16 protein-coding genes are annotated in these 16,871 nt (G+C 63.0%); 7 read left to right on the top strand and 9 right to left on the bottom strand.

The window, feature by feature from the left end; translation table 11 throughout:
* Positions 1-13: 13 nt before the first annotated feature.
* Both BLEFHOIH_RS26010 and BLEFHOIH_RS01195 read right to left on the bottom strand, forming a co-directional pair.
* A complete protein-coding gene (locus BLEFHOIH_RS26010; protein ID WP_125461532.1) occupies positions 14-250 on the bottom strand; it encodes a hypothetical protein in 237 nt (78 codons plus the stop codon).
* A gap of 59 nt (positions 251-309) precedes the next feature.
* Positions 310-1,935, bottom strand: coding sequence for an alpha-amylase family glycosyl hydrolase (locus BLEFHOIH_RS01195; RefSeq protein WP_088342677.1), 1,626 nt, complete (start codon positions 1,933-1,935; stop codon positions 310-312).
* Positions 1,936-2,084: 149 nt separating this feature from the next.
* Here BLEFHOIH_RS01195 and BLEFHOIH_RS01190 point away from each other — a divergent pair, with 149 nt between their 5' ends.
* Together BLEFHOIH_RS01190 and BLEFHOIH_RS01185 are read left to right on the top strand one after the other, a co-directional pair.
* Entirely contained in the window at positions 2,085-4,163 is a 2,079-nt protein-coding gene (locus BLEFHOIH_RS01190; RefSeq protein WP_088342676.1) for a glycoside hydrolase family 65 protein, read from the top strand.
* A gap of 139 nt (positions 4,164-4,302) precedes the next feature.
* The gene (locus tag BLEFHOIH_RS01185; protein WP_088342675.1) at positions 4,303-4,941 is read left to right on the top strand and encodes a DUF6766 family protein; all 639 of its coding nucleotides are present in this window, start codon (positions 4,303-4,305) and stop codon (positions 4,939-4,941) included.
* A 55-nt stretch (positions 4,942-4,996) separates the two neighbouring features.
* On the opposite strand, the gene BLEFHOIH_RS01180 is transcribed toward BLEFHOIH_RS01185, so the two are convergent.
* A complete protein-coding gene (locus BLEFHOIH_RS01180; RefSeq protein ID WP_088342674.1) occupies positions 4,997-5,884 on the bottom strand; it encodes an AraC family transcriptional regulator in 888 nt (295 codons plus the stop codon).
* Between the two features lie 182 nt (positions 5,885-6,066).
* Between BLEFHOIH_RS01180 and BLEFHOIH_RS01175 the strand changes: the two genes are divergently transcribed.
* Positions 6,067-7,008, top strand: a complete 942-nt coding sequence (locus BLEFHOIH_RS01175; RefSeq protein WP_088342673.1) for a DMT family transporter — start codon at positions 6,067-6,069, stop codon at positions 7,006-7,008.
* A 697-nt stretch (positions 7,009-7,705) separates the two neighbouring features.
* Here BLEFHOIH_RS01175 and BLEFHOIH_RS01165 read toward each other — a convergent pair.
* Positions 7,706-8,245, bottom strand: a complete 540-nt coding sequence (locus BLEFHOIH_RS01165; protein ID WP_088342671.1) for a DUF2243 domain-containing protein — start codon at positions 8,243-8,245, stop codon at positions 7,706-7,708.
* A gap of 36 nt (positions 8,246-8,281) precedes the next feature.
* A complete protein-coding gene (locus tag BLEFHOIH_RS01160; protein WP_125461531.1) occupies positions 8,282-8,536 on the bottom strand; it encodes a hypothetical protein in 255 nt (84 codons plus the stop codon).
* Between the two features lie 163 nt (positions 8,537-8,699).
* On the opposite strand from BLEFHOIH_RS01160, the gene BLEFHOIH_RS01155 reads away from it, so the two are divergent.
* The 3 genes from BLEFHOIH_RS01155 to BLEFHOIH_RS27130 form a co-directional block, all read left to right on the top strand.
* Entirely contained in the window at positions 8,700-9,017 is a 318-nt protein-coding gene (locus tag BLEFHOIH_RS01155) for a plasmid stabilization protein (RefSeq protein WP_088342685.1), read from the top strand.
* Between the two features lie 62 nt (positions 9,018-9,079).
* Positions 9,080-9,688 (top strand): isochorismatase family cysteine hydrolase, encoded by a 609-nt coding sequence (locus BLEFHOIH_RS01150; RefSeq protein WP_088342670.1) that lies wholly within the window; start codon positions 9,080-9,082, stop codon positions 9,686-9,688.
* Between the two features lie 102 nt (positions 9,689-9,790).
* The coding region (locus tag BLEFHOIH_RS27130; protein ID WP_245296817.1) for a DUF6766 family protein at positions 9,791-10,361 on the top strand (571 nt) is incomplete at its 5' end.
* A 21-nt stretch (positions 10,362-10,382) separates the two neighbouring features.
* On the opposite strand, the gene BLEFHOIH_RS01140 is transcribed toward BLEFHOIH_RS27130, so the two are convergent.
* The 3 genes from BLEFHOIH_RS01140 to BLEFHOIH_RS01125 form a co-directional block, all read right to left on the bottom strand.
* Positions 10,383-10,583, bottom strand: a complete 201-nt coding sequence (locus BLEFHOIH_RS01140; RefSeq protein ID WP_088342669.1) for a KTSC domain-containing protein — start codon at positions 10,581-10,583, stop codon at positions 10,383-10,385.
* 11 nt (positions 10,584-10,594) lie between these two features.
* Positions 10,595-10,900 (bottom strand): hypothetical protein, encoded by a 306-nt coding sequence (locus tag BLEFHOIH_RS01135; protein ID WP_088342668.1) that lies wholly within the window; start codon positions 10,898-10,900, stop codon positions 10,595-10,597.
* A 967-nt stretch (positions 10,901-11,867) separates the two neighbouring features.
* Positions 11,868-14,789 (bottom strand): PAS domain S-box protein, encoded by a 2,922-nt coding sequence (locus tag BLEFHOIH_RS01125; RefSeq protein WP_088342666.1) that lies wholly within the window; start codon positions 14,787-14,789, stop codon positions 11,868-11,870.
* Between the two features lie 1,314 nt (positions 14,790-16,103).
* On the opposite strand from BLEFHOIH_RS01125, the gene BLEFHOIH_RS01120 reads away from it, so the two are divergent.
* A complete protein-coding gene (locus tag BLEFHOIH_RS01120) occupies positions 16,104-16,367 on the top strand; it encodes a hypothetical protein (protein WP_125461530.1) in 264 nt (87 codons plus the stop codon).
* A gap of 106 nt (positions 16,368-16,473) precedes the next feature.
* On the opposite strand, the gene BLEFHOIH_RS01115 is transcribed toward BLEFHOIH_RS01120, so the two are convergent.
* On the bottom strand, positions 16,474-16,857 hold the full coding sequence (locus BLEFHOIH_RS01115) for a hypothetical protein (RefSeq protein WP_088342664.1): 384 nt from the start codon (positions 16,855-16,857) through the stop codon (positions 16,474-16,476).
* Positions 16,858-16,871 lie beyond the last annotated feature (14 nt).

The following is a 16,871-nucleotide window of genomic DNA, read 5'->3' as shown; positions in this document are numbered from 1 at the left end:
GCCCCGAACGAAATTACGGTCGATCGTTCGGATCGGATTCGCTACCGGGCGCGGGCCAGCCTTGGTCGGTGGAGTGGGTATTCTCTTCGCGGCCATATCGGCCGGGGCCGCCCTCATCCGGCTTGTGCCGCCAGCGGCCGCTTTGGCCCACATTGTCCGGCCGCCGCTCAAGGGGTTCCCGATCCTTGTCGGCGGGGACAGTTGCGGGTCGTTTGTCGTCCAGCTGGTTCGGCGATTTTTTATTTCGCATGAGGGCCTCCCATTGTTGACGTGTTAACGATATGGGTCGCCGCCAGTTCCGTCGCCGAGCTAGCGTTGCAAGCGAACGATCAAGCCATGGTTAGGCGGAATTTTCACCGTGCCTCCGACCGGCGGGGTCGATGCCAAACCGTCCGTGGTGAGGAGCACAGTCCCGGCCGGGATATTGGCTTCGCCGCCGCGCCCCGAAAGCTCGAGAATAACCAGTAGCCTGTCGTCGCCCGCGACCCGCTCGTAGATCAGCAGCGAGTCGGTCGAGGCAACCGGGACATAGGCCCCGCCCCACAAGGCCGGCTCGCGCCGGCGCAATGCGATCAAGTCGCGGTAGAGGTTGAGCAGGCTGCCGGGCACGGCCGCTTGCCGCTCGGCGTGGATGTCGCGCCAGTTTTCGCTGAGCGGCAGCCAGGGTTCGCCGCTGCTGAACCCCGCATTGGGCGCCGCCGACCAAAGCATGGGCGTGCGCACCGGATCGCGGCCAAGGCCGAGGCCCGGCACGTTGAGCTCCCAGGGGTCGCGGACGCGGTCGGGAGGAATCGGCACGTCGGCAATGCCAAGCTCATCGCCTTGATAGAGCGTGGGCGTGCCGCGCAGGGTCAGCAGCAGCATCGCTGCGACCCGCGCCTGCGCCATTCCCAGCCGGCTGGCCAGCCGCGGCCTGTCGTGATTGCCCAGCACCCAATTGGGCCAGCCATGCGCGGGCAGCCCCGCCTCGTAGGCGGCGATCAGGCTGGCGAGCGCGGTCGGCGTCCACGGCGTGCGTATCAGGTGAAAATTGAAGGGCAGGTGGAAGCCGTCGCCGGCGGCCCCGTAATAGGCCATGAGCCGGTCGAGCGGCAGATACGCCTCCCCGATCAGCACTCGGTCGCCGTCATAAGCGTCGGCGACCCGGCGCATGGCGGCTATCGCCTCATGCACCTCCGGCTGGTCCACCGTATGGGCTCTCAACAACTGGGCGGCCGGATCCATGCCCTCGTGCCATAGCGGGTTCACGGGATTATCGGCCAGATCGGCGCGCTCGATCAGATGATGGATGGCATCGACGCGAAATCCATCGACGCCGAGATCCAGCCAGAACCGCAGCACGTCCAGCATGGCCTCGACGACTTCGGGATTGCGCCAGTTGAGGTCGGGCTGGGAGGCAAGGAACGCATGGTAGTAATATTGCCCGGTCGGCTCGTCCCAGGTCCAGGAGGAGCCGCCGAATTCGGCCCGCCAATTATTCGGAGGGCCGCCGTCCGGCGCGGGATCCCGCCAGATGTACCAGTCCCGCCGGGCATTGCCCCGGCTGGCCCGGCTTTCCTGGAACCAGGGATGCTGGTCCGAGGTGTGATTGGGGACGTAGTCGACAATGAGCCTGATGCCGCGGGCGTGGAGTTCCTTCAGCAAGTGCTGGAAGGTCGGCATGTCGCCGAACAGCGGATCGATCGCGCGATAGTCACTGATGTCGTAGCCGAAATCGGCCATCGGCGAACGATAGAACGGCGAGAGCCATACGGCGTCGATGCCGAGGCCTTCCAGGTAGTCCAGCCGGTCGATGATGCCGCCCAGGTCGCCGACGCCGTCGCCGTTCGAATCCTGAAACGAGCGGGGATAGATCTGGTAGACGATGCCGTGCTTCCACCAGAGGAAATCCTTGGAGTCGCGCCGCGCAAGGCGTGCTGCATTCTCGCTGCTCATGACGATCTCCCCTCTGTCTCGATCCTCCAACGCGCCAGTCACCCTTTGAGTTCGCGGGCGCCGGCCGCTCGAACGAACCGGCCCGGTGAAACGTTGTCCGTCGGCGAAACGCTATATACCGCCAACCGTCTTCGCTCGTCAGGACCATCATGAGCGCACCGATCAGCCCACCGCCGGTTTTCGGCTCCGGCCGTCAGGAGCTTCCCGCATATCTGGCCAATGGCCTCGTCGGCTTGCGGGTGCGCGAGATGCCGCTGGCAGCGGGCATGGCGCTGCTGAGCGGCTATACCGGCGAGCACTACGAGCGCCAGATCGAGGCGGCAGCCGTTGCGCCCTATCCGGTGGCGGCGGATCTGGCGCTGGACGGCGTCTGGCTCTCCGACGTGCCGCAGCAGGTCGGCGAGCTCGAGCAGGCCTATGATTTCTCCGCGGGCGAGCTGACCACCCGGTTTTCCTTTCAGGCGGCGGGCCGGACCGCGCAGGTGGAGGTGCTCACTTTCTGCAGCCGGCATGACCCGACGCTGGTCTGCCAGGAAATCGCCGTGACCGTCGACAAGGCCTGTTCGCTCGGCCTGCGGGCGATCGTCGACGCGAGCGGCGTCGACGGCAAGGCGCTGAGGCACGCGCGCACCACGCCCGCGGAGGAGACCCCCGCCACGGATGGAACGCTGCTCTGGGAATCCGCCGGCGCGCTGTCGACCTGCGGCGTCGCCATCGTCACGGCACTCACCGGCGCGGGAGCCGGCGAGCAGGAGCCGAGCCGGCCGCCGCTGCGCGATCACCGGCTGGTGACCGACTATCAGGTCCGGGCGCGGGCGGGACGCACGGTCAGGCTACGGCAGATGGCGAGCATCATCCCCGAGGCGATGCACAAGATGCCCGACCAGCATGCGGCTCGGCCCGCCGCCAAGGCGCGCAAGGACGGCTTCGATAAGATCCGCAAGCAGAACCGCGCGGCCTGGCAGGAGCTCTGGCAGGGTAGGATCCGGCTGGAAGGCGCGGGCGAGCGCTGGCAAAGCCTGGCCGATGCCGCCTTCTTCTATCTCAACAGCTCCGTCCACGCCGCCTCGCCCGCTTCGACCTCGATCTTCGGTTTGGCGACCTGGCACGACTATCACTACTATTTCGGCCATGTGATGTGGGACATCGAGGCCTTCGCGGTGCCGCCCCTCTGCCTGCTGCAGCCGGACGCGGCCTTTTCGCTGCTCGACTATCGCTCGGCCAATCTCGAGGGCGCCAAGCGCAATGCACAGCTTTGGGGCCGCCGCGGCCTGCAGTTTCCCTGGGAGAGCGCCCCGCGCAGCGGCGAGGAGGCTGCGCCCCTGCCCGGCACCGCCGCCTGGCACGAGGATCATGTCTCGCTCGACGTCGCCTGGGCGTTTGCCCTCTATGCGGACATCACGGGCGATGCGGAATTCCTGCGGACGAAGGCCTGGCCGGTCCTGCGCGGCGTGGCCGAGTGGATTTGCAGCCGGGTCACCAAGACGCGTGACGGCTACGCCATCAATGACTCGATGGGCATCGCGGAACGCGAGGAGCCGGTCGACAACGCGGCCTTCACCAACATGGGAGCGGTCGTCGTGCTTCGCGCCGCGATCCGGGCCGCAGAGCGCCTCGGCTTTGCCGCCGCCCCGGCGTGGCTGGAAATTGCCGAGGGGATGATCATCCCCAAGCGCGGCAAGGCCGTCATTTCCCACGACGGCTACCGCGCGAATGAAGAGAAGGGCGCCACGCCCGATCCGCTGATGGGCATCTTCCCCTTGGGATTTCCCCTGAGCCCGGCCGAGGAGCAGGCGACGCTGGAGCTCTATCTGGGCTCGGCGCAGGATTATATCGGCAGCCCGATGCTCTCCGCGCTCTACGGCGCCTGGGCCGCGCGGGCCGGCCATCGCCAGCTTGCGCTGAAGCTGCTCGATGACGGCTACGGCCAGTTCTTGACGGGGCGGTTCCTGCAAACCCTCGAATATCGCGCCGACCGGTTTTCGGAACAGCCCCAGGCCGGACCGTTCTTTGCCAATATCGGCGGCTTCCTGACAGGCCTGCTTTACGGCTTCGCCGGACTGAAGCCCAGCTCCGGGACGCCCGAAAGCTGGGCCGAGCGCCCGGTCACGCTGCCCGCGGGCTGGACGTCGATCGAGATCGACCGGATCTGGGTGCGGGGCCAGCCGATGCGTCTGGTGGCGCGCCAGGGGGCGGAGCGGGCCGAACTGACGCCACTCTCACCATGAGCCCCTAGCCATGGCATGGCCTGCGGACCTCGGAACCCGGCGGCAGGGCTTCAGATTAACTGCTCACGAGAACGCGAGTGACCAAGGGCGAGGTGCTGGAGGCCTGGCGATAAACGGAACCGGCGAGGGAGAGACGACCGTGAAAGCCTTTTTTCGAGACAACGCCCTGACGCTCGTCCTGGCGGGGATGTTCCTCATCAGCGCCGTGGGCATGATCTGGTCCGGCCACGCGGCCTATAATGAGGAGCTGGGAAAGCATGGCTCGCCGGGGGTCGGCCTTCCGGCATATCTGATCAGCGGCGATTTTCTCTCCGCGCTGTTCGAGAACTGGGAGAGCGAATTTTTGCAGATGTCGGCCTATGTGATGCTGACCGCCATGCTGTTCCAGCGCGGCTCCGCCGAGTCGCGCGATCCCGACGATCCCGACCGGCCCGGTGACGAGCTCCCGGCGGCGATGCGCCACCGCCACCCGGTCCGGTCGTGGCTGTATTCCTATTCGCTCGGCATCGCGCTGGCCCTCATGTTCGTCGCGTCCTTTGCCCTGCACTGGTGGGCGAGCCTTGCGGCGGCGAACGCGGAGGCGCTCCGGCATGGCGGCGAGGCGCAGTCGCTCGGAAGCTACCTGTCGAGCGCGCAGATGTGGTTCGAGTCCTTCCAGAACTGGCAGTCCGAGTTCATGTCGACGGCGGTGCTGGTGGTGCTGTCGATCGTCCTGCGGCACAAGGGCTCGCCGGAATCGAAACCAGCTGCGGCAGCGCATTCCGACACTGGCGCATAGCGCCACAGCGGCAGTATCAGATCACTGTCAAGTCCGGCCACAATGACACGTCTGACTAACCGGCGGCCGCACGATACTTGCTTGGCGTCAGGCCGACGTGCTTGCGGAAAGAGACGGTGAAGTGGCTCTGGCTGGAGAAGCCGCAGGCCAGCGCCAGTTCGGCCATGGGCATCTGCGTCTCGATCAGCAGCCGCTTGGCACGCTCCATGCGGCGACGCTGGAGAAAGCCATGTGGAGCCTCGCCGGTTGCGGCCTTGAACATGCGGGCAAAGTGGAACTCACTGAGACCTGCTAATTCAGCCAGATCGGAAATGTGGATCGGCGCATCGAGATTGGCATCGATATAATCTTCCACGCGCCTGTGGACGCGAGGCGGGAGGCCGCCTTTCGCTATCAGTCCACCCCGGCCCGCTTCGCTGTAGGCTGTGATCAGATGCGCTATCAGCAGATGGCCGGCCGAGGACAAAGCAAGGCTCTCGGCCGGCTCCGCCCAGTCCTTGCCCAGGAAGGCGAGCCGAATGACCTGCTCCAGCATCGGATCGGTGAAGAAGGTTCGCTCCGGCAGCATGACCCGAGCCGGATCGCGATCGAGCGCCGAAACCGCCGCCCGGTCGAAGAGTGTGCTGGGAATGTAGAGATGGAACAGATCGATCGGCCCGGCGACAAGCCAGTCGCTGGTCTGGTTCTTGGGCATAAGGCACAGCGAGCCTGCGCCATGACTGCGCAACTCGCCGTCGGCCTTCCGGCGCCGGAAAGACTCGCCGCCCTGGATATAGAGACTGAGCGTGTGATGATTAGGCTGGATATAGCTGGTCTCCGCGGTTTCATTGCGCGACCAACGGGCGGCGGCCAGCCCCTCCCCGAAATCCCCGCAGCCACGCAGAGCTACGCCCTCGCTGGCGAGCTGGCGGAAAACGGCATAGGGCAATTGCCGCTGTTTCATTGGTCGTCCTTATCGGCAGAGCGCTTGCCGTGCATTCTACCAGAGCCGGCACGAGGGAAAATCATGCCTCTGATGGCCAAGCATCTTTACCGCAAGATTCCGACAAAAACCGCCGGAAGACGGAAGCCGCCCCGGCATGCACCGCGTAATCACTGCCAGGGCAAATCATAGGGGCGGCAGCAATGACCGGATTTCTTTTCAGTGTGAACGTTCTCGTCTGGGGATTCTCCTGGATCGCCATCGCCGTGCAGATCCGCGAGACGTCGGCGGAGGTCGCGCTGCTCTACCGGCTCGGATTGGCGGCGCTTGTGCTGTTCCTGGCGCTCGCCGCGACCCGCCGATTGCGCCGCGTGCGCCTGCACCAGCAGCCATATCTCGCACTCATGGGGCTCTGCCTGTTCTTCCTGAACTACCTGCTCGTCTATAACGGCACGAGCTTCATTCCCAGCGGCGTGGTGGCCCTGGTGTTCTCCACAGCCACGGTTTTCAATGCCCTCAACAGCATGCTGTTCTATGGCGACCGGCAGAGCCTGCGCTTCATCTTCGGCGCGGTGCTCGGTATGGCCGGGCTCGGATGTCTGTTCTGGCGCGATCTCACCCAGCTCGATCTCGGCAGTGCATCGCTGATCGGCGGCGCGCTGGTGCTGGCTGCGACCTACGTGTTCTCGCTCGGGAACATGGTCTCGCGGCGCAACAACGCCGCCGGCATCGATCTGCCAACCGCGACCGCTTGGAGCATGGCCTGGGGCACGCTGTTTCTGGCGGCACTTACCTTCAGCCGTGGCCAGTCTTTGCCGCTCGATCTGTCGTGGAACTGGTATCTGGCGCTCTTTTATCTGGCCATCCCCGGCACCGTCATCGGCTTTCTCAGCTATCTTGAGGTGGTGAGGCGCCTCGGCGCGCCGCTTGCAGCCTTCTCGACAGTGCTCTATCCCGCGATCGCGTTGACGGTTTCGACCTTTTTCGAGGGCTATCATTGGACGCCGGCCGCAGCGCTGGGCCTGCTGCTGATTGCCCTCGGCAACATGTTGGTGTTTGCGCCTGGGAGATTCTGGGGGATCGTCTCTCACGCCAGCCGCAGGATCGCCTACGCTTGGTCGGCTCGCGATCACACTTCCTTGTGAGGGACCTGCATTCTGCCATAGCCCCAGCGGCACCTTGCGCATCAATGCGAGCAAGGGCGCTGCGCGGTTCCTCATGCGTCATATGGTGCCGGCCTATCTCGAGCGCTGCCCGAGGGTCGAACTCGACCTGGTGAGCGAGGGGCGGCTCGACCGGCGGTCATCGTCCTCGTCATCATACCGGCTGCTGGAGGAGATCGAGATCCCGCGATCGCGATTTTGCTTCAGGCGCCCATCGTGCTCCGGGTCGCGCACCTCGCCGCGCCCGTCGTCATTCGATCGGCTGCGGGACGACCCCGTCGAATTTCGGCGATCGTCGTCGTCGTCATCGCGGCGGGAATTGCCGCGCGATGATGCTGCGCTCGTAAACCGTCCGTCGTCGTCGCGCTGCCGCCGTTCTTCATTTCGCATATTATTGGAAGGCATCCAACTCTCCGTACAGGTTAATATTTTCCGAGTTCAGCAAACGACGCACCTCTGGCGCGAGTTCCTTAAAATTTTAAATTTATGGTGGAAGGGGATTGGGTTCGGCAGGGGCGAGCTTGGCGGCGCTGCGCGGCGGATCGGACCGCACGAATTGCCGCGACAACAGCGTCCGCGGGGCCAGATCAACCGTAAAGCACTATGCCTGGTTCCTTGACTGCACCCGGAGAGCGGACCCACGGCGCGATCAAGGGATCGGTGCCTTGCTCTTGTGCGCTCAGCGCTTGGCTGGCGAATTCGCGTCGTGCAGCGGAGCCGATGTTTCAGCCTGGCCTTCCCTCAGGAGCCACCATCCGCCCACGAGCATCGCTGCACCCCAGGCGAGGAAGCCGAGATCCCAGTACAGCCACTGATCGATCGGCACTGTCTCATTGACGTGGTGCAAGCCGAGCAGATGATGATCGATCACACCCTCCACCAGATTGAATATGCCAAAGCCCATGAGGATCGACCCGGGCAGCAGCTTGCCCGACCATCGGATATGCTGCCTGCGTCCACTTCGCCAGAGAAGGGCGAGCCCGACGGCGGTGAAGATGTAGGTGCTGGCATGGAAGATCCCGTCCCAGACGATATTGAACCGCAGATTATCGAGATTGTCCGGAGGATAGCCTGCGCTCGACAGCATATGGTGCCATTGCAGGATCTGATGCAGCACGATGCCGTCGAAGAATCCTCCAAGGCCCAGCCCGAAGAAAATTCCGGCTGCGACCGGAAAATTGCGTTTGGCCGGATGCTGGTCAGGGTGCTGTCCGTCCATTCGCTCGCACCTAAATTGATAGTAGAGCCGTGATCATCACGAGGAAGACCCGCCTAGGGCGATGACATAGATCGAGATACCGGACATAGGCGACGGCTTTTCCACGGAGGCTCCCGACTGCAACTCGGCTTTGCGGGCGATCTCAACCCGTTCGGCGGAGGGCGTCGTGCCCGCGGCCTCATCGTCAGTACCGAGCGGAGCTGCTGCCGGGTCGGGCGCGGCGACCTTGTCGCCCGTTAGTCGCCGGTCGATATCGCGGCGCAATTGGGAAATATTGCCGGTCGTCGGCATGGACGCCTCCAGTCAGGCTCTAGCGGCCTTTGCTTCGGTGAACTTCGATATCGAGAAGACGGTTCCATCCGGCCTCCCAGCGATTGCGCGATCCATGACCTCCGTCTCGGAACCGGTTCGCACTGCTTCCGTTCTACTGGTCCGGAAACGCGAGGAGACGATCATGCCGCGTGGCGACAAGTCCAAATACACCGACAAGCAGGAACGCAAGGCCGATCACATCGCCGAGGGCTATGAGAAGCAGGGCGTATCCGAAAAGGAGGCCGAGCGCCGGGCCTGGGCGACCGTCAACAAGGACGACGGCGGCGGCAAGCAGCCCGGCGGTTCGGGCCGGGGCAAGGACACCGGCCATCCAGCCGCCCACAAGGGCGGAGAAAAGGGCGGCAAGGCGGCGGCCTCCCGCCCGGCCGCCGCCCGATCGGCATCGGCCAAGAAGGCCGCGGCGACCCGCAAACGCAATGCTGAAAAGGCTGGCGCTTGAGATGGAGCGGGGTGGCCCGATGGCGCTGAAATTCGAGTCGTTCTGAATCATCGAGGTTGATCATGGGGGGACAAGGCCTCGTGCACGGCCCGATCGGGGAAAACTCCCTGCATCTGTGCGTCGACATGCAGCGCCTGTTCGCGCCGGGAGGGCCATGGGCTGTGCCCTGGGGCGAGAGGGTGCTGCCGGCGATTGAGGAACTGGCGGCAAGGCATCCACGGCGAACGCTGTTCACCCGCTTCATCCCCGCCGACGGGCCCGGCGAGGCGCCCGGCATGTGGGCGCGCTACTACCGTCGCTGGGCGGACGTCACGCTTGCGAACATCGATGCCGGTCTGATCGAACTGATGCCGGCGCTGGCGCGGTTCGTGCCCCCGGCGAAGACACTCGACAAACGCGTCTATTCCCCGTGGACGGAAGGCCGCCTAGACGCGTTGCTCGAAGGGTCGCAGGTCGACACGCTCGTCATCACCGGCGGCGAGACCGACGTTTGCGTGCTGGCGACCGTGCTCGGCGCCGTCGACCGCGGCTTCCGCGTGATCCTTGTGACGGATGCCATTTGCAGCTCGGAAGACCGGACACATGACGCGCTGCTGGAGCTCTACCGCACCCGTTTTACCGAGCAGGTCGAGACGGTGACGATGGGCGAGGTGCTGGAGGCCTGGCGATAACCGGAACCGGCGAGGGAGAGACGCCCGTGAAAGCCTTTTTTCGAGACAACGCCCTGACGCTCGTCCTGGCGGGGATGTTCCTCATCAGCGCCGTGGGCATGNGGGCATGATCTGGTCCGGCCACGCGGCCTATAATGAGGAGCTGGGAAAGCATGGCTCGCCGGGGGTCGGCCTTCCGGCCTATCTGATCAGCGGCGATTTTCTCTCCGCGCTGTTCGAGAACTGGGAAAGCGAATTTTTGCAGATGTCGGCCTATGTGATGCTGACCGCCATGCTGTTCCAGCGCGGCTCGGCCGAGTCGCGCGATCCCGACGATCCCGACCGGCCCGGCGACGAGCTCCCTGCGGCGATGCGCAACCGCCACCCGGTCCGGTCGTGGCTGTATTCCTATTCGCTCGGCATCGCGCTCGCCCTGCTGTTCGTCGCGTCCTTTGCCCTGCACTGGTGGGCGAGCCTTGCGGCAGCGAACGCGGAGGCGCTCCGGCATGGCGGCGCGGTGCAATCGCTCGGAAGCTACCTGTTGAACGCGCAGATGTGGTTTGAGTCCTTCCAGAACTGGCAGTCCGAGTTCATGTCGACGGCGGTGCTGGTGGTGCTGTCGATCTTCCTGCGGCAGAAGGGCTCGCCGGAATCGAAGCCAGCCGCGGCAGCGCATTCCGACACCGGCGCATAGCGCCACAGCGGCAGTATTCGATTAGATTTCCGGCCGATATTTGTATCGATCGCGGATTTGCTCGTTAAAAAAGCGGCCCTTGGCAAACGCCTCCCGGAAGGCAGCATACGTCTCCGGCGGCACAGCTTCATAGTCATAGCGTTTGCCGCTCGCGACGAACCAGACGGAGAGAACACGGGTGGCGGGATCATACTTGGCTTTGCGGATGCATGTGGACGGCATGATCTGCTCCTCTACACGAGGCTCATCGGCATGTAGCGAATGATCACCTTCTCCTGCCGAAAGCGCCGTTCGAGTTCGGCGCGCCGGCTCCGCCATTCCGGCAGGTTGACCTCCTCGACCATCACCTCGAAAATGACGATCTCATCATGGCTGGATTGCCCGCCATTCCGCCAGACCCCCTCCGCGGGCGCCTGCAAATAGGCTGTGACGCCATCAAAACGGTTGGCGAGTTCGTCTTTGACGCGGTCGAACTCTTCCCGGGCGAACTGCCTGCCATCGTTGTCCGCGCTCGGAAGCAAGATCTGGAAGAAATGCATCGTGACGCCTCCATCAGATGGCGGTCAACGATTGCGCCACCATCCCATTCCCGGGCGGTCGTCAGGTTATCGGCGGGAGTCGTCGCGGCTGGGTTCGGCCGCCTTAAGGAATGTTATCGCGAGCAGGCATATCAACCCATTTCCGGCGTGGATTGCTAGCGGGCGCGGTCCTCTCTTGCCTGCTTGATTTGATGGCGCAACTGGCTCGCGAGCGTTCTTCCGGTTAGCTGAGCGACATCGAAGCCCTCACGCTTCAGGCGCGCTCTGATCTCATCGACCGAGCGGTAGCTCCCGGACGCAGCAAGCTCAAATGCGCGCTCAAGAGGGGTGGGACGCTCATTCATACGCGTCCTCCGCAGACGCCACCTCTAAATTCAGCGGCTCCTGCATTGCGGATAGCAGTACGCCCTGCGTTGCCGACTTGGGTACGAATGGGCTGCCCGGACACGCGTCGGAGGCAGGATATCCACTGTATTCGTCGCGGAAGCGCTGCCGGATGCCGATGAGGCCACGCAGCGGCTGCCCGCCGAGCTGATCGAGGCGACCCTGACCGGGGAGGGCAGCAGCTTTTCCGAAGTTGCGCGATGCGACGTGGAGATCGCCTCATTCGCCGGTGCCATGGCCGATATGTTCTGCGGCTCGGCGATGAAGTTGCCAGCGATGGCAGCCGCTAGCGGCAGGCCCATGTTCTACGCCGCTTCGTATCAGGGGTCAGCATGAAGTCGCCTGAGGTAACCTCGCCGGCTTGGCGCTTAGCGGACGGCGCGATACGCACAGCCGCCGCGCTGAAAGCGGCACGAGCGGGGATTCGCCGGCGGCCCGGCGCCGCTATTGCTCCGCGCCCAGGCGCGGGGTGCCCGAAGCCGGCCGCGTCATCGCGGGCCTTCATCCGGTCCGTTCGGGCGGGGCATTCTTGCGGGCTTGGTAACATTCCGCGGGCCGCTTCCGGTTCCGGAGTTTGCAAGCATCACGAGGTTTGACCCGACAAAGCCGCCTGCGCGCCGGGGGGAACGAAGATCTCGATCCGGTCTCGCCCGCCGCGCTTGGCCGCGTAGAGCGCCTCGTCCGCCGCGGTGATTAATCCGGCCGCAGAATTGATAGTGTCGCTGAGTTGGGCGAGGCCGACTGACATGGTAACGCGCTGCATGGCGCGGCCGCGGAACACGAAGCTCTTGCGTTTGATGTCCTGACAAATCTGTTCCAGGCGAGCCTTGGCGTCGTCCACGCTGCAATCAGGGAACACAAGCAGGAGTTCCTCTCCGCCATAACGGCAGGCGATATCGCCCGTCCGCATCTGATCCAGCAATAGGGTTCCTAGGCCGCTCAACACTGCATCGCCCGCATCGTGCCCTTGCGCGTCGTTGAAGGTCTTAAAGTGGTCGATATCCATGATCGCTACCGACAGCGGCTCATCGTTCCGCCGTGCCCGCCCGACCTCGCGTTTCAAGCTGTCGCTTAGATAATGCCGGTTGTACAAGCCGGTCAGCGCATCGCGTGCGGCCTGCTCGCTCAAAGTCTCGCGCAGTTTCAGATTCGACAGAGACAATTTAACGACGTCGCCGAAAGTCAGCATGAGTTGGCGCAGCTCATCGTCGATAACCGCGGTCGCACCGATATAGAGATGCAGCAAACCGCTGGTTTCCCCGTGCACCGTCAATGGCAGGCAGATATAGGGCCCGTGCGGAGGCGAGGTGAAGTGGCGGCAAGGGGTGCCGGTCGCGGGCTGGTCGACCTCATAGCGCCTCCCGGTCCGCAGCGCCCAGCAATCGTCGAACAAAAAATTCGGCAGCATCGCGGCATCGCGGCCCCAATGTGCAACATTTACCAATTCGCGCGTCTCTTGCCTGACCTGCGCCAGGCCGCCGCTGGTGCCGGGGAAGAGATTGGCGGCGCTCGCGGCAATGATCGGATATGCCTCGGTGCGCGCGTGGCAGGTTTGCAGGATGTCACTCAACTGGGCGATAGCACCGTGGTCGCCGGCGCGCCGCTCCAGTACCGCGACTGCAGCCATCATCTGCTCGTTCAGCACCGCGACCTTCTCCTCAGCCCGGCGCCTCTCAGTGATGTCCATGACAACAGCGATAACGGCGCGCTTGCCTTGAAAAGTCGCGAGCGCGCCTTGTGCGAGCGCATTCACGGTCCCGCCCTGCCTGCGTAATAACGTCAGCGCCAGTTCCCTAGAAAGTTCTCGTCCGGAAAACAGAGCCCCGATCGCGTCGCTGATGGCTGGTCGCTCGGCCTCGACGGTGAATTCGAGCATGGAACGGCCAATGGCCTCAGCCGGCGCGGTATAGCCAATCATCTCCGCAAAGCGCGGATTGGCATAGGCGAGCGTCGCGTCCTCTCCGACAATGAAGATGCCGGACATGCCCTGCTCTACCAGGGCTCGCAGCATCGCCTCGGCTTCGCGGCTTGCAAGTTCGGCGCTCTTGCGCTCCGTTATGTCTTGCGCGGTGCCGCGAATGCGCACGCGCCGGCCGTCCACGGGCTTTTGGAATTCGCCGCGCATCGAGATCCAGATCAGACTGCCGTCCGGCCTTGCACCTTCCAGGTCGATCTCGAAGGGGCTTCCCGTTGCATGACAAGCCAACACGGCCCCACGCAGCCGCCCAAAACTCGGAGGCGTGAGAAACTTGGAATGTTCCTCGATGCTTGGCGCCGGAAGTGCCACATCCCGGCCGAACATCCGGTACAGCTCCTCAGTCCATTCCAGCATGTCGGTATCTTCTTGCCACATCCAACTTCCGACATGGGCAAGTCGCTGCGCGATCCTGAGTTCTTCGCCCCGCTCCCTGAGCGCGGTTTCGGTTAGTTCCCGTTCACTGACGTCCCGGGCAATGCCGAGCGCGTGCCAGCTCCCGCCCATCTGGATCGCCGATACCGAAAGCTCGATGGGGAATTCGGAGCCATCCTTGCGAAGGGCGCTGAACGGGAGGGTCTTGTCCACCACAGGCCCCTGTCCGGTTAGAATGAAGCGTTTGTACCCGGCGATGGCTTTCTCACGGTAGCGCTTTGGCGTGAGAATCTCATGGACGCTGCGTCCCATCATCTCCTCTCGCGGATAGCCGAAAGCACGCTCCGCAGCGGAGTTCCAATAAACCACCCCATTTTCGGCATTTGTGATGATAATGGGGTCAAGTGCGCGATCTCCGATGGCGTTGAACCGCGCACTAGTCTCATCCAGAGCGATGGAGACGCTTGCACGGTCGTTCATCTCTTTAGTCAGGGTTCGGGTCACGTCTCGCAGGACTTTGTTCAGGCCAACTTGTTCGAGGCGCATGCGGATGTTTTCGCGGATCCGCTGATTATTTTCATGCCCCATCAGAGCCAAGACGACGGCAAATGTCGTGAGCAAGAATCCCATGCCGCCCGAGATGAGGCTGCCCTGCGCCAGGAAGGCGGCGATCATCGGCAGGACTGCGGGGACGATAAAGCCGTATAAAGCGGGCAGATAGGCGGAATCTCGCATGGTCGCGCCGGCGGTCATCCCTGCCAGCAGGAAGGCGACGAAGACGTAATACGCCGGGTCGTCGGTCATGAGCGCGACCGAGCCAAGCATCCCCCAGGCCAAGCCGGTGGCGGCGGCCCCGACTGCAAAGGCCCGCCCCCAGCGTTCGGCGTCGCGGTGCTCAGGCTGACTCCTCTGGAAGCGGCGCCATAGTAAGAACCGGGCAACGATAATTGTGGCAACCAGCGCAAGCCAGCTCAAGAGCGCCCAAAGTGGGTAGACCGGCGCGAGCAGGATCGCCGCGATCGGCGCCGTGATGAGATTGAACATCGGGACGATCGCCGCGCCGTATAGCAGCTGGATTTGCTCTGCTTTGATCTCCGCCGCCGATGGCTTCGGGAAGACCTCCGTTGGGCACTGATTCGCCGGCAACTGCTCCATAGTTGGATCCGAGTCATTTTGGAATATCAGGTCGATTCAACATTTTATAGCTCGCAAGTTAATGAAGTAGCAGGATTTCAACCTGAAAAATGTACAATTAATGTAGTAATTTTATAGCCAATATTTTTCGATAATACTGTATTTGCTCAGTATTGGCGCGCTTTACGCCATGAGAGCGGTAGGCGCCACATAGCAGTTGCGGGGGCTTCGCCGAAAGTCAGCGCGCTCGACGTGTCTTTAGAGAATCGTCTCAGCTAGGAAGAGAAGGGCTTCTCTCAACGACGTTTGCGGGAGTAAGGCATCAGGCTCGCATGCCTAGGAGATTCACCCTCCCGCCAAGAACTCGCTCATCCCTTTACGCAAGGCTCGCGCGGTAATGTCGTCCCGACGTCCGGCGTCATCGACTGACAGTCCGCGCACGACCGACGACATCGCTCGGGTCTCAGAATTGACTGCCAGCCGTTCGATCCGCGCTGTGATGATCCATGACTAAGATGATCATCACGATCAAGCGTCGCCAGAGCCAGGCGCGACATTCACCGGAGGGCCCCTCATGTCCATCCCGGAGGAGCGTCGCTATCGGTGTTCGTCGTATCGTACCCGCGCCCGACTACACTGGACCTTCGGTGGTCAAGGCGTCGATCCCGCTCAGGTGAGTTTCATGGACTTGTCCGCTGACGGACGGATTGTTGCCTAGGAGAGGGGGGATTGGATAGCTGACCAGTCATGCAGCCGCCGGCCGCCGACGCAGGCACTCCGAAGCCGATAGCCCGGAAATTCACTACGGCTTGCTATGGCCGAACTTGGCCTCAAGCGGGCGTGCCCTCCAAGCAAGCTCATGTGCCAGTTCGGGCCCAAGGTCTGATTGCCGGGCAATCCTCGCGGCCGCCTGGACGAAGAAGGCGAGCTGCGTTTCCCGCCGGTAAGGACGCCCTCATGCGGACCGCAAGCAGCCACCTACGAGCAGTTTTTCCCTGGGGTCAGACGCCACGCCGGCGGGGGCGACAAATTTTGACGCCGCGAAGTAAACGCAATTTCGCCCCTGTGTCGCCGCATTTGGTCCATGAAACCACGCCCTCGGACCGCAAACCTAAGCGTTGATTCTGAGTGTGCGCGCTCAAGCTCATCAAATAAACTGTATTGATTTCAGTAAATTAAATAGAAACTTCGTCCAGGCGGCACGCGAAGCGCCGACCGATGCGAGTTACCCACATCCGTATGAGCCCGAGCTTACGCATGGGCATAGATTTAGGCAACATCAAGGCAATTAAGGCGTAAACAAGGCGTGCAATAACAAAGCAAGGGATGTGTGGCATGCGTAAGCTTACTCGGCGAGACGAGAACTTGGGTGGTCTAACGAACGATAAGGTAGAGGCGCAAATCCTCGTAATGATTCAGGGTTCCGCCGAACCGATGTCGAATGAAGAGGCCTACGGCTACATTGAGAATATGGCGTCGGAGCTGACCCGGATAAGCGCGAAGATGGAGAACAGATTTCTCGCTTATTTGCTACACATGGCGGCTGAGGAAGCTCGCTCCAGCAAGGCGCGGGGCGATTGGACGGCTTCGGCGGCTTAAGCGGCCGGCAAGGGGCGCTCGCAACCTTCAGCAAATCCGAGACGGGCAGAACAGGCGCTGATGGGCTGCCAAAAAGCGGCAGTCCATCAGGTAGACCTCTCGCGCGCTAAATCTTGGGCTCAACATAATTTATGCCCGAAAAACCCAGGCTGCGAATGTCATAGCAATTCAGATTACCCGGGGTGCAGCGGTTGAGGACTTCGGCCTCATAGGAAAATTGCGTTTGCTCGATCACATTCACCCCGGCCATGGTGCGCGCGCGGCGCATGGTTTGCCCTTTGCCGGACACAATGCCTTCATTTCCAGCTTGTTCGGCGCATGCGGCGCCCATGCTAACCTGACCGCCAAAGGTCTCGTTGGATATGTTCTGGATTTCTTCTTGCACCACAAGCTTGGCCACCGACGCGTCGAGCGGCCGTGCCTCCGGCCACATCAGTATTGCGATCAACAGACAGTTCAAAAATACCGAGACGCCATAGAAATAACGCATAGAATCCTCCAATT

The organism is Rhodomicrobium sp. R_RK_3, from assembly GCF_002198715.1.
Lineage (GTDB): Bacteria > Pseudomonadota > Alphaproteobacteria > Rhizobiales > Rhodomicrobiaceae > R-RK-3.
This window is presented reverse-complemented; position numbering and strand designations above follow the sequence as displayed.

Coding starts and splice junctions, on each gene's coding strand:
- BLEFHOIH_RS01135 (WP_088342668.1), bottom strand. CDS start 10,900: ATGCATTTCTTCCAGATCTTGCTTCCGAGCGCGGACAACGATGGCAGG.
- BLEFHOIH_RS01120 (WP_125461530.1), top strand. CDS start 16,104: ATGCGTAAGCTTACTCGGCGAGACGAGAACTTGGGTGGTCTAACGAAC.
- BLEFHOIH_RS26010 (WP_125461532.1), bottom strand. CDS start 250: ATGCGAAATAAAAAATCGCCGAACCAGCTGGACGACAAACGACCCGCA.
- BLEFHOIH_RS01150 (WP_088342670.1), top strand. CDS start 9,080: ATGGGGGGACAAGGCCTCGTGCACGGCCCGATCGGGGAAAACTCCCTG.
- BLEFHOIH_RS01195 (WP_088342677.1), bottom strand. CDS start 1,935: ATGAGCAGCGAGAATGCAGCACGCCTTGCGCGGCGCGACTCCAAGGAT.
- BLEFHOIH_RS01180 (WP_088342674.1), bottom strand. CDS start 5,884: ATGAAACAGCGGCAATTGCCCTATGCCGTTTTCCGCCAGCTCGCCAGC.
- BLEFHOIH_RS01115 (WP_088342664.1), bottom strand. CDS start 16,857: ATGCGTTATTTCTATGGCGTCTCGGTATTTTTGAACTGTCTGTTGATC.
- BLEFHOIH_RS01190 (WP_088342676.1), top strand. CDS start 2,085: ATGAGCGCACCGATCAGCCCACCGCCGGTTTTCGGCTCCGGCCGTCAG.
- BLEFHOIH_RS01125 (WP_088342666.1), bottom strand. CDS start 14,789: ATGGAGCAGTTGCCGGCGAATCAGTGCCCAACGGAGGTCTTCCCGAAG.
- BLEFHOIH_RS01155 (WP_088342685.1), top strand. CDS start 8,700: ATGCCGCGTGGCGACAAGTCCAAATACACCGACAAGCAGGAACGCAAG.
- BLEFHOIH_RS01175 (WP_088342673.1), top strand. CDS start 6,067: ATGACCGGATTTCTTTTCAGTGTGAACGTTCTCGTCTGGGGATTCTCC.
- BLEFHOIH_RS01160 (WP_125461531.1), bottom strand. CDS start 8,536: ATGCCGACGACCGGCAATATTTCCCAATTGCGCCGCGATATCGACCGG.
- BLEFHOIH_RS01140 (WP_088342669.1), bottom strand. CDS start 10,583: ATGCCGTCCACATGCATCCGCAAAGCCAAGTATGATCCCGCCACCCGT.
- BLEFHOIH_RS01165 (WP_088342671.1), bottom strand. CDS start 8,245: ATGGACGGACAGCACCCTGACCAGCATCCGGCCAAACGCAATTTTCCG.